The 12077-nt window shown below is 48.2% G+C and carries 7 protein-coding genes; all 7 read left to right on the top strand.

Features of this window, described 5'->3' with window-relative positions; all coding sequences use genetic code 11:
* The first annotated feature begins 27 nt into the window (after positions 1–27).
* Positions 28–1299 (top strand): sugar ABC transporter substrate-binding protein, encoded by a 1272-nt coding sequence (locus tag NSQ20_RS23800; RefSeq protein WP_076252824.1) that lies wholly within the window; start codon positions 28–30, stop codon positions 1297–1299.
* 101 nt (positions 1300–1400) lie between these two features.
* Positions 1401–2288, top strand: a complete 888-nt coding sequence (locus NSQ20_RS23795) for a sugar ABC transporter permease (RefSeq protein ID WP_036668619.1) — start codon at positions 1401–1403, stop codon at positions 2286–2288.
* On the top strand, positions 2281–3126 hold the full coding sequence (locus NSQ20_RS23790; RefSeq protein WP_017687022.1) for a carbohydrate ABC transporter permease: 846 nt from the start codon (positions 2281–2283) through the stop codon (positions 3124–3126). Before NSQ20_RS23795 ends, NSQ20_RS23790 begins: the two co-directional genes overlap by 8 nt.
* A gap of 90 nt (positions 3127–3216) precedes the next feature.
* Complete coding sequence (locus NSQ20_RS23785) at positions 3217–4713, top strand: glycoside hydrolase (protein ID WP_340031016.1); 1497 nt, start codon at positions 3217–3219, stop codon at positions 4711–4713.
* A gap of 484 nt (positions 4714–5197) precedes the next feature.
* Positions 5198–8236 carry a beta-galactosidase gene (locus tag NSQ20_RS23780; RefSeq protein WP_340031015.1) on the top strand — a complete coding sequence of 1013 codons (3039 nt, stop codon included), beginning with the start codon at positions 5198–5200 and terminating at the stop codon, positions 8234–8236.
* Between the two features lie 440 nt (positions 8237–8676).
* On the top strand, positions 8677–10029 hold the full coding sequence (locus tag NSQ20_RS23775) for a glycoside hydrolase family 43 protein (RefSeq protein WP_340031014.1): 1353 nt from the start codon (positions 8677–8679) through the stop codon (positions 10027–10029).
* Positions 10030–10226: 197 nt separating this feature from the next.
* On the top strand, positions 10227–12071 hold the full coding sequence (locus tag NSQ20_RS23770) for an RICIN domain-containing protein (protein WP_340031013.1): 1845 nt from the start codon (positions 10227–10229) through the stop codon (positions 12069–12071).
* Positions 12072–12077: the final 6 nt, after the last annotated feature.

The following is a 12077-nucleotide window of genomic DNA, read 5'->3' as shown; positions in this document are numbered from 1 at the left end:
ATTCATTATATCAAGGGGGCGTAACGTATGAGAAGAAGTCTAAAGGTCATTTCGTTATTGATGCTGGTCATGGTAATGGGTCTGACAGCCTGTAGCAGCGGGAGTAAAAACGGTTCTTCCGGCGAGTCCGGTGGCAAGGTTGATTTGAGCATGACAATCTGGGGCTCGGAGGATGAGAAGAAGATTTATCAGGAACGACTCGACATTGTGAAACAGACGTATCCCGATATTAACGTGAAGCTGAACGTGGTTGCAGGGGATTATGACCAGAAGGTACAGACCATGATCGCCGGAGGAACGGCACCGGACATCATGATGATTGCCGAGAACTATCAGGCTTACGCCTCCAAGAATCAGATTATACCGCTGGATGACATGATTCAGGCGAACAATGTGAACATGTCCGAGCGTTATTCCGATGATATCGCAAACCTGATGAAGTATGATGGCAAACAATTTGGTTTGCCGGATCGGGCAGGCGCGATGGTCCTCTTTTATAACAAAGATCTGTTCGACAAGGCTGGGGTGGAATATCCAACCAAAGATTGGACGCAGGACGATCTGATGGCGGCAGCTCAGAAGCTGACGGTGAAGGAGAACGGCAAGACGACTCAATGGGGTTACTACCCTGGCAGCTGGTGGCCGCAATGGATGCAGCTGATCTACCAGAACGGTGGCTCATTGTTCGATGAGAGCGGTAAACCAACCTTCAATACAGAGCCTGTGCGGAAAGCATTACAATTCATGAATGATCTGACCTTCACACACGGTGCGGGACCAACGCCAACCGAGATTGCCGACATGGGGAATATCGGAGCTGATCCGCTGTTCGCTCAAGGCAAGATCGCCATGGAAACGACAGGGTTCTGGAACATCGGTTCACTTGCCAAGGTGGAAGGCATTAATTGGGATATCTCTCCGGTATGGGGCGAAACAAACGCATTCTTTAACGGGTTAACGATTACCAACGCTTCCAAACACAAGGAAGAAGCTTTCAAAGTCATCGAAGCACTGACCACACCGGAAGCACAGATGCCAATGGTCAAAGCCGGTCAGGATGCTCCTGCAACCAAAGCAGGTCTGTCCAGTGATGAATTCCTGAATGCTGAATACGGCGGCAAAAAAATCAACATGGCTGCGTTCAGTGAATCGACGATCTATGCAGAACCGTTCAACCCGCAATGGAACGAAATGATGAAGCTCATTAACGATAAGCTGGGTGTGTACTTCAACAACAAAGCCTCGCTTGATGATACCGTAACCGAAATTCAGAGTGGACTGGAAAGACTCTACAAATAGAGGTTTTTTCTGAACATGCACAAATAGCAGCGACAGCAGGACAGGTGGAATCGGCGTGAATGCGGGTTCCATCTGCTCTCTGCGTCATGGGAGGGCTTAACGTGAGAAAAAAGGACGGGAAATGGTTCTACATCTTCATCTCGCCTTGGCTGATCGGGTTTCTGGGGCTGACCCTGGGTCCAATCCTGTTTTCCATCTATATGAGCTTCACGAATTGGGATCTGTTCCAGTCCCCTGAATTCATCGGTATCGACAATTACAAAACGCTACTGACCGATGATCCGATCTTCTGGAAATCCGTCGGTAATACATTCTTCTATGCGCTGATATCCATTCCGCTGGGCATGTCGATCTCGCTCTGGATTGCATATTACCTCAACAAGAAAATCAAAGGTATCACCTTCTTCCGTATTCTGTTCTATCTGCCTTCCGTTGTTCCGGTGGTTGCGAGTTCATTGCTCTTCATCCACTTGCTTGCGCCGACGGAAGGATTGATCAACCAGGCACTTGCGATCTTCGGTATTCAGGGTCCTGCCTGGCTTCTTGATCCCAACTGGGTTAAGCCTGCATTGATTCTTATGTCCTTATGGGGTGTGGGTGGTGGCGTGGTATTGCTGCTTGCAGGGATGAAAGGCATTCCACAGGAGCTGTACGAGGCCGCTGCCATCGATGGAGCGAAGAGTACACAATCGTTCTTCCATATTACATTCCCAATGCTAACTCCCGTCATTTTCTTCAATCTCGTGACTGGCATGATTGGAGCGCTCCAGACCTTCGCGCAGGTATTCATCGTTACTGCCGGGGGACCTGACAATTCAAGTCAGATGGTTGTTCCCTACCTATTCCAGAATGCGTTCCAATTCTACAAAATGGGATATGCATCGGCGATTGCCTGGGTACTATTCATCATCATCATGGCGTTGACACTCGTTGTATTCCGTTCATCGGCGCTATGGGTGCACTACGAGGAGGGAAAAGCCAATGAGTAATCCATCGACTGTGGAGAAGACGATATCCTATATTTTTCTGATTCTGGTCGGGGTGCTGCTTGCTTCGCCTTTCCTGTACATGATCTCCATTGCACTGGCAAGTGACGCAACAACCGTCAAATCAGCCTTTACCTTTGTTCCAATGGAGTTCCAATGGTCGAACTTTTATACCATCTTCACGAATAACAATCTTGGCACGTATCTCAAAAACTCGGTCATCATTACCGTCTTTACGATTGTCGGATCGGTATTATCAGCTTCGATCGTATCCTACGGCTTTGCCCGAATCAAAGCAAAAGGAAGCCGTTTCCTGTTTATTGTGTTGCTCAGTACGATGATGATTCCGGGTGAGGTGACGATGGTACCGCAGTTCATCATCTTCCGTCATCTGGACTGGATTAATACATTTTACCCGCTGATCGTGCCGAGTTTCTTTGCCGGAGCGTTCAACGTATTCCTGATTCGGCAGTTTGTCATGAGTATTCCAAAATCACTGGATGAAGCCGCCATGATCGATGGTATGGGACACCCGGGAATCTACTGGAAGATCATCATGCCACTGACGTATCCGATACTTGCGGCCATTGCGATCTTCTCATTTTCCTATAACTGGGGCAACTTCATGGGACCGCTCATCTATATCAATGATCCGGAAAAAATGCCGCTGGCACTTGGAGTGCAGCTGTTGACTACGGTAGGTGGCGGGCAGATGCCGCCATGGAACCTCGTGATGATTGCTTCCCTGTTTCTCACCATTCCGATGGTGCTGGTATATCTGTTCGGACAACGTTATGTCTATGAAGCGAACATTAGCGGCGGAAGTAGCGGAATCAAGTAACCGAAGTGTCTGTAGTGATTGTATGTACTGAACTTGATGTTCAAGGTCAACGGAGTAATCAACGTACATGGAGAAAGGATTGTATAGCCCATGGCGCATAAAGAACAACGCAGCAGAGGCAAACGGAGTTATATCCTCATGGGTGTCGCTCTGATTGCCCTGCTGGCAGGAGGAGGAATTGTTATCAATCATTTTGCCAATGAATCATCCAAAACACTTGTATTTCAAGGGGAACCGGTACGTCTGAAGCTGGATCAGTCCTATGATCATTTTGAAGGTTGGGGTACGTCACTTGCCTGGTGGGCCAACGATCTTGGCGGATGGAAGGATCAGGCGAAGGTTAGTGAAGTGATGGATCTGGTCTTTGATCCGGAGAAAGGATTAGGTCTGAACATCGTTCGTTACAATATTGGCGGTGAGGAAAATCCGGAGATGAAAGCTCTTCGTCCCGGCGGGGATGTACCTGGTTTCCAGCCTGAACCTGGAGAGTGGGACTGGGATGCTGATGCAGGTCAGCGTGCTGTATTACAGGGTTCGATGGAGCGCGGTGTGAACATTGCCGAAGCATTCTCCAATTCACCACCTTACTGGATGACGATCAGTGGATCCGTTACCGGAGCCGTGGATGGCAGCAATAATCTGCGTGACGACCAGTTTGATGCGTTTGCCGATTATCTGACCGAAGTTGTGAAGCATTATCGGGACGAGTGGGGGATCACCTTCCGCACACTGAATCCACTCAATGAACCTTCCTCCGACTGGTGGAAGAAGGGCAATATGCAGGAAGGCAGTCATTTTACCAATGAGAAACAGGCCGAGATTATCAAGAAAGTTGCTGCATCGTTGAAGAGCAAAGGACTGGATGGAACCGTCATTAGTGCCGCGGACGATAACAGCATTGATGAGACGGTGTTTAATTTCAACCTCTATGATCAGGACACGCTGGACGTAATCCAGCAGATCAATACCCACTCCTATAATGGTAGCAAAATGGAAGAGCTGCGCACGCTGGCAGAACGCCATGGCAAAAAGCTGTGGATGTCGGAGTACGGAACCGGCGGCAGCGAGCCGCACAGTCATGAGGATATGACCTCGGTGCAAGAATTGGCGGAGCGGATCATGTTTGATCTGAAAATCATGCAGCCATCCGCCTGGGTATACTGGCAGGCCGTTGAAGATGAAGGTGCCAATAATAATTGGGGATTCATTCATGCCAATTTCAACGGGGAAGAGCAGTACGAGATGACCAAACAGTATTACGGCATGGCTCAGTTCACGAAGTTTATTCGTCCCGGCGCGACAATTATTCCAACGGATGGTGGACGCACGCTGGCTGCCTATGACGCGGAACATCAGAGACTGGTGCTGGTGATTCGTAATGAATTGTCAGCGGGAACAACGGCGTTTGAACTGGCAGGGTATACGTATGGAAAATCATCCACCGCTCAGGTGTATCAAACTTCACCGGATCGGAACATGGAACAGCTTGAAGACATCCCGGTGTACGCCAACGGAGTGGAAGTACCTACGGCGGACAATTCCATCACAACGGTTGTACTGGAAGGCGTGACGTTACAGGGGAACTGATGATTAAGGAATATAAGTTCAACTACAGATTTACACAGAAAACGGAGAGGACAGAAAGGACCTGAAGAAGCGGAGCGGTCGCCTTTATCCCCGGATTTTCCCTTTGAGAAAAGGGAATCAAAAAAATCTGGGGATAACAGCGATTGGAAGGTTATTCTGTCATCGGAGTGCCAGTGTAAATATTCATTAGTTGAACTCATATTTTTAAAAGATTACAGGACATATGAACCTATATAAATTGAACTAAACATTTACACAGAAACGGAGAGGACAGAAAAAACCTGAAGAAGCGAAGCGTTCGCCTACAAGCTTTCTACAAGAAAGCTACATCGGAAGCATACGCTATCCCCGGATTTTCCCTTTGAGAAAAGGGAATCAAAAAATCTGGGGATAACAGCGATCGGAAGGTTGTTCTGTCATCGAAGTGTGCAGTGTAAATAATTTTAGTTCAATTTATATCAATAAAGAGAAGGAGGGGATAACTTTGACAGAGAAAGCATCCCTTTTGCTGCAGGAACAGAAGAAGAACATCGCCAGGGCTGAGAATGGTGTTCTATCTGAATTAACATACGATGCACGCAGCTTTTTCCTAAACGGAGAGCGTGTATTTCTGAACAGTGCCACGATCCATTATTTCCGTATGCCAAGGGAGGAATGGCGTGAGATTCTGTTGAAGGCGAAGCTGGCAGGCATGAATTGCATCGACACCTACTTTGCGTGGAATGTGCATGAACCGGAAGAAGGTCAGTGGTCCTTTGAAGGGGACAACGATTGCGGAGCATTTCTGGATTTGTGCGCAGAACTGGGCATGTGGGTCATCGCGCGTCCGGGTCCGTTTATCTGTGCAGAATGGGATTTTGGCGGTTTTCCATACTGGCTTGGTACGAAGGACGGCGTAAAATTCCGGGAAAATAATGAGACGTATCTGAACTATGTGAATTTGTATTTTGACCGGATTGTGCCGATCATTCGGGAACGCCAGTTATCGGCCGGGGGTACGGTTATTCTCGTACAGGTGGAGAATGAGTACGGGTATTTGATGGATGACGCTGCTGCAAGTGACCATATGAATACACTGAGGGATGGATTGTTGCAACGTGGCATTGACGCTACGCTGATCACTTGCGTTGGCGGGGCGGAAGGCACGATTGAAGGGGCTAATTTCTGGTCAGGTGCTGACGGGCATTATGAGAAACTTCGAGTCAAACAGCCGGACACCCCGAAGATGGTCACGGAATTCTGGACCGGATGGTTCGAGAATTGGGGAGGGCCTTCAGCCATTCAGAAGACGGCGCCTTTGCTGGAGAGACGTATCATGGAGATTTTGCGTGCCGGGTATACCGGAATCAGTCATTATATGTTCTATGGTGGCACGAACTTTGGTGGATATGGCGGCAGAACGATGGGTAGCAGTGACATCTTCATGATTACGTCCTATGACTATGATGCACCGCTGAACGAATATGGACGGGTGACACCGAAATATGCAGTAACCAAGAATTTGTCCTATTTCGTCCATGCTTTCGGGGCCCTTCTGATGGAAACAGAGGAAATTCCAGAAGAACAGATCGTTGTACGTCATCCTGAAGGCATATCTGTACGAGGCAGACAGGCTGACAACCAGAAGATTTGGTTCCTTGAGAGTCACAAGGATGAACGCGAGACGATGCACATTACTTTGGAGGAAGGCCGTACTCTTCCCGTATCGCTGAATCCAGGACAGATTGTTCCTTTGCTGGATCGAGTACAGATTGCTGAACACGTATACCTGACTGCGGGTACGATGATTACGGGCAATGAAATGATAAATGGAGAATTGACTCTGTTCATCGTGGCGGCTGCCGGGCAGCGTTCTGTTGTTGAACTGGAAGCCGAGGTATTAAACGTCACGGGCAGTACAGTGCAAGTGCTGGTCGAACATGATCCAGCCAGGAACGTACACCGTCTAGATCTGTTCCATTTCCAAGAGCCGGGAATGATCCAATTGGAAGCAAACGGCACACCGATCCGTTTCGTCATTCTGGATCAAGAATCGATGAATCGAACATGGCGATTGGAAGCAACAGATCAGAAGGGACTACGTTATGTGATCGGGTTTGATGACGTGGACGTGTTACCATCTGGTCAGGTCAAGGGTATGATCACTGATCCGGATCGCACAATTACGCTGCTTGGTGACTGGACCGATGGAGAACAAACGTTAACAGGTCGGGAATTCTATGCCAGCGAGGAGTCTATTGCAGGTATACAGCAGCAGCTTCCATGGACATCACCGAGTGCGCCGACGTTGTCTGATTCTCCTGAGCTGTCACGTGTTACGTTAACTGCGAAGCAACGCTCGGCGAGTGGACAACCGGAAGACTTTTCCCGGTATGGACAAGATTTTGGTTATCTATTGTACGAATGTGATTTCGAGAGTCCAACCGAAGGGGTCACTAACCTCATTTTGCCGGATATCCAGGATACTGCCAGAATCATCGTTAATGGTGTTCAGCAGGCACTGGTTCGTCAGGTAGGGGCAGCAGGTGTGCAGTTGCAGGTGGCCAAAGGGAAGAATACACTTCAGATTCTGGTACAGCATATGGGCAGATTGAACTTCTCCCCGTATTTGGGTGAGAGCAAAGGTCTGGCTGGTGCTGTGTATCTGGATGGCAAGGTTCAGGATATTCGTCGGGATTGGCGTATGGAGCGTGGACTTGTGCATCTCGATGAGGTGAACTCTATACATGGGGCGCCACTTCTGAGCAGAAGTTTTACGCTGGATGGCATGGATCGGGCGATTCTTGTGGGTGCTTTGAGTAAAGGTCTTCGTATCAATGGTATCGAAGTTCCGATGGAAGGATATCAGGATTGGTTTGCCTTCCAGACGTTAGACATCTCCTTGTATATCAAGCCCGGAGAGACGAATACACTGGAAATGCCGTATAGCCGCTCTTCGCTGAATCGACTGGAACTGATCACATATCCGAGTCAGGGAGAACTGAAGGATTGGCGTATGGCGGGGACGGATGCATTGCTTCCGCAACAATGGGAGAGCTACGAGGTAGGACAGGAATCGATCCATCCTGGAGCACAGGGGTCAATCCAGCGTGTAGGACAGCCTGGTATCGCCGCATGTGGCAATTGTACTGCCAATCTGGTGCCCCACACCACGAATGAATCGGTTAATCGTGCTACATTGAGTGAGAAGTCTCACCCTGTATCCAATCATACTCCAGTCCGAGGATCGTATGGTCAGCCGGTCTGGTACCGCTGGCGTTTCGCGAAACCTTCTATTTCCGAGCACCATAAGGTGAACCTGATGTTTCGCCTGACCGGAATGAGCAAAGGAACCATTCACCTAAACGGACATCATCTGGGCCGTTACTGGCAGATTGGTCCGCAAGAGGATTACAAAATTCCTGTAGCATGGCTACAGGAAGAGAATGAATTACTTTTGTTCGATGAAGAAGGCAGAACACCAGAACGTGTACGATTCCTGTTGGACGAATTATCCCGTTATCCGTGGGTTGCGGTGGAATAGTTCATGTATGGATCGTTAGCTGTCTTACCGATCCAACTATGGTTGGGAACAATAACTGGATCGAGATAGTTCGAGTCGCACGCAACATTTCACCTTTTACCACAGTCACACTACCTCATTTTCTTAGTCAAATAACTCGAGCTTGTGAATCTTTGGATTCAGTCTTGCGGAGTGAATTAGCTAAGGGAATGGGGGAACTGTGGTGATCAGGTTGGTACAACGAACTAAGGTAACACTTGTAGTTTAATTAATTGTAACCGTTTACATATATAAAGAGTGTTCATCCATGATCTTTGAAGGGAGTGATGCTTCATGTAATTGGAATTTGAACAGGTAGTCGTGAGGTGTTGCTCATCAGTGGCAGTCCCAGGTACGCTTTGTCATTGGTAATACAGTAAGGTATTCCTCTGTTCATCACTCATGGATAAGGAGATGACCCAATGTTGACGAAGAAGGAAGAGGGAATAGGAATAGGAGTAGGAGTAGGAAAGTCCAAAGGTTTCAAGGCCGGAATGATTCTGCTGCTCGGAACATTACTTCTATTAACGATGTTATTCCCCAATACAGCCAGAGCAGCGACAAGTGTATATACGATATCCGCTTTTACGAACACAAGTGAGTCCAATATGTACATCTATGAATCGTATAATGCAACCCACTATGGTTTGCTAAAAGGGCCAGCCTATACACCTCCGGCCAATCTGATCCGTGATCCCAGCATCATGAAGCACACAGATGGTCTATATTACGTTGTTTACACCACGAACTGGTCAGGTAACACCATTGGCATCGCCTCCAGCCCGGATAAGGTAAACTGGACATTTGTCCGTAACATTACATTATCCACACCTACCACAATTGCACACACCTGGGCACCAGAATGGTTCAAAGACAGCAACGGCAGTCTGAACATTATCGTGTCCCTCTCACCAGGCAACTATCAGAATTTCAAACCTTATGTACTCACAGCTTCAGGCAGCAATCTAACATCTACCTCATGGTCTGCACCTACTGAACTGGCAGGCATTGCTCCCAATTATATCGACACTTTTATCGTGAAGACAGGCTCAACCTATCATGCTTTTACCAAGAACGAGACCACCAAATACATTGAATATGCGACAGCAACCTCGCTAACGGGTCCTTATACCTTTAAAGGTACAGGGGATTGGGCAGGTTGGGGTTCTTGGGTGGAAGGTCCGGCGCTTGTTCAGCTGGATAATGGTTCATGGCGAATCTACTTTGACGGCTATGCAACACAAAAATATTATTACAGCGACTCTGCTGACAACTTCCAGACTTGGGGTGCCAAACAAGAGATTGCAGGTCTTACCGGACTCGTCCGGCATATGACCGTATTGAAAGAGTCCGGACAACCGGGGGATATCCGCAAGCTGGAGTCATTCAATGTGCCTGGCAGCTTCATTCGTCACTACAACTATCAAGCACGGATTGATGGGAGTGTCAGTCCGGCGGAAGATGCACAATTCCGTATCGTTCCCGGGCTGTCGAATGCAACAGGCATTTCATTCGAGTCCATGAATTATCCGGGTTATTTCCTGCGCAATAATAATGGCAGCATCACACTCGTGAAAAATGACGGCAGCACTACGTTCCGAAATGACGCCACGTTCAAACGTGTAAATGGACTTGCTAACGCCAGTTGGACATCGTATACCTCGTTTAGTAACCCGAACCTGTACCTGAGACATTATAATAACATGCTGAAACTGGAAGCTGTCGTTACTGCACTCGATAAGTCAGACGCGACCTTCAGAGAGGTTGCACAATAATAGGTGTTTATTTTCTAAGTTAAACTATACATTTACACGATAACGGAGAGGTCAGAAATAACTTGAAGAAGCGAAGCGTGCGCGTTTATCCCCGGATTTTCCCCTTTTTAAGAATAATTAAAAATCTGGGGATAACAGCGATCGGAAAGTTGTTCTGACATCGGAGTGCAAGTGTAAATTCATAAGGAGTGAAGCGTATGAAGTGGTTAAAACGAATGAGCTCGCTGCTGCTGGCAGGAAGTCTGCTAACAGGCAGTTTGGGTCTGGGAACAGAGGTATCTGCTGCGGGAGCCTACACGGCTGTTGCCGATCCATCGAAGCAATATCAGACGATGGAAGGATGGGGGACATCCCTCGCATGGTGGGGCAAAGTGGTTGGAGAATATTCCAATCGGGATGAGTATGTGGAGAAAATGTTCAACGCAAATACCGGACTGGGGCTGAATATCCTGCGGTACAACATTGGAGGCGGGGATAATCCATCGTCCAATATCCTAGAATATCGCAAAGCCGTTCCTGGTTACCAGCCTTCTCCCGGCGTGTATGACTGGAATGCAGATGCAAACCAACGATATATGCTGCAAGCTGCCAAAGCTCAAGGCGTGAATGTCATCGAAGCTTTTGCGAATTCCGCACCTTACTGGATGACCATCAGTGGTAATGTGTCCGGTTCGGCCAATGGTGGTAACAACCTCAAGCCTGATTACTACGATGATTTTGCCGATTACTTAACTGAGGTTGTGAAGCATTTTCGGGATAACTGGGGGATCACATTTGATAGCGTAACTCCGCTGAATGAACCGATCTCGACGTGGTGGAAGCAGGGCAATGACCAGGAGGGCATGCATTTTGACCGGGCGGATCAGAACACAATTCTGAGTCAGGTACAAGCTTCGTTGAATGCAAAGGGCCTGTCCACAAAGCTGAGCGCACCGGAAGAATACAGTATCGATGATACCGATGTGTCGTTCAACAGCTACAGCAATGCGGTTAAATCAGCGATCACTCAGATCAACACCCATACGTATGGCGGAAGCAATCGTACTGCTTTGCGTAACACAGCGACGTCTGCGGGCAAACATCTGTGGACCTCGGAATATGGAGACGGAGACGCAAGCGGACTTACCATGTCACGTACCATCCTCAAGGATATTCGCAATATGGGCGCAAGTGGATGGGTGTATTGGCAAGCCGTCGATAGTGCAGAAGGATGGGGATTTTTCAAAAACGTGTTGAACAATACGCAAACGACCAGTTACACCGTGAACCAAAAATATTATGTCATGGGCAACTACAGCAAATTTATTCGTCCTGGATACAAGATTATCGGCATGAGTGATGCCAATACCCTTGCAGCCTATGATGCAGCTTCCGGCAAAGTTGTGTTGGTTACAACCAATTCGGAGTCGACGGATACAACGGTAACCTATGATCTCAGTCGTTTTACTAACACAGGCACGGCTGCTCAAGTATATCGGACCTCTTCAACGGAGAAGTTGCAGCAACTGACCAATATTTCGGTGCAAAACAAAACCTTTACGGCTACGGCCAAGGCCAATTCGGTCACAACCTACGTCATTTCCGGTGCAACTTACAATGGCGGTACAGGATATGAAGCCGGGGCCATCTACAAATTAATCAACCGCAACAGTGGATTTGCACTCGATGTTAACGGTGCTTCTTCTACGGGTGGGGCAACAATCATTCAGTGGAATGATAATGGAGCAGCCAACCAGCAGTGGAAGCTAGAGTCCGCAGGTAACGGATATTACAACATCCGCAATGTGGGCAGTGGGCTTTTGCTGGATGTGAATTCTGGTTCTACACAAGGCGGAGCCGCTCTGATTCAGTGGCAGGATAACGGGGGCAACAATCAGCAATGGCTGCCAATTGATGTGGGAGGATATGTGGTACTTGCGAATCGAAACAGTGGCCTGACGGTTGACATCAATCAAGGTTCTCTGACCGCAGGTGCCTCCACGATTCAGTGGGCCGACAATGGCGGGGCCAATCAGCAATGGAGCTTAGTCAAAGTTAATTAGTGTGAG

This window comes from Paenibacillus sp. FSL K6-1122, assembly GCF_037977015.1.
In the GTDB taxonomy this organism is placed as follows: Bacteria; Bacillota; Bacilli; order Paenibacillales; family Paenibacillaceae; genus Paenibacillus; species Paenibacillus amylolyticus.
Note: the sequence above shows the minus strand (reverse complement) of the source record. Positions and strands in the feature narration are given on the sequence as shown.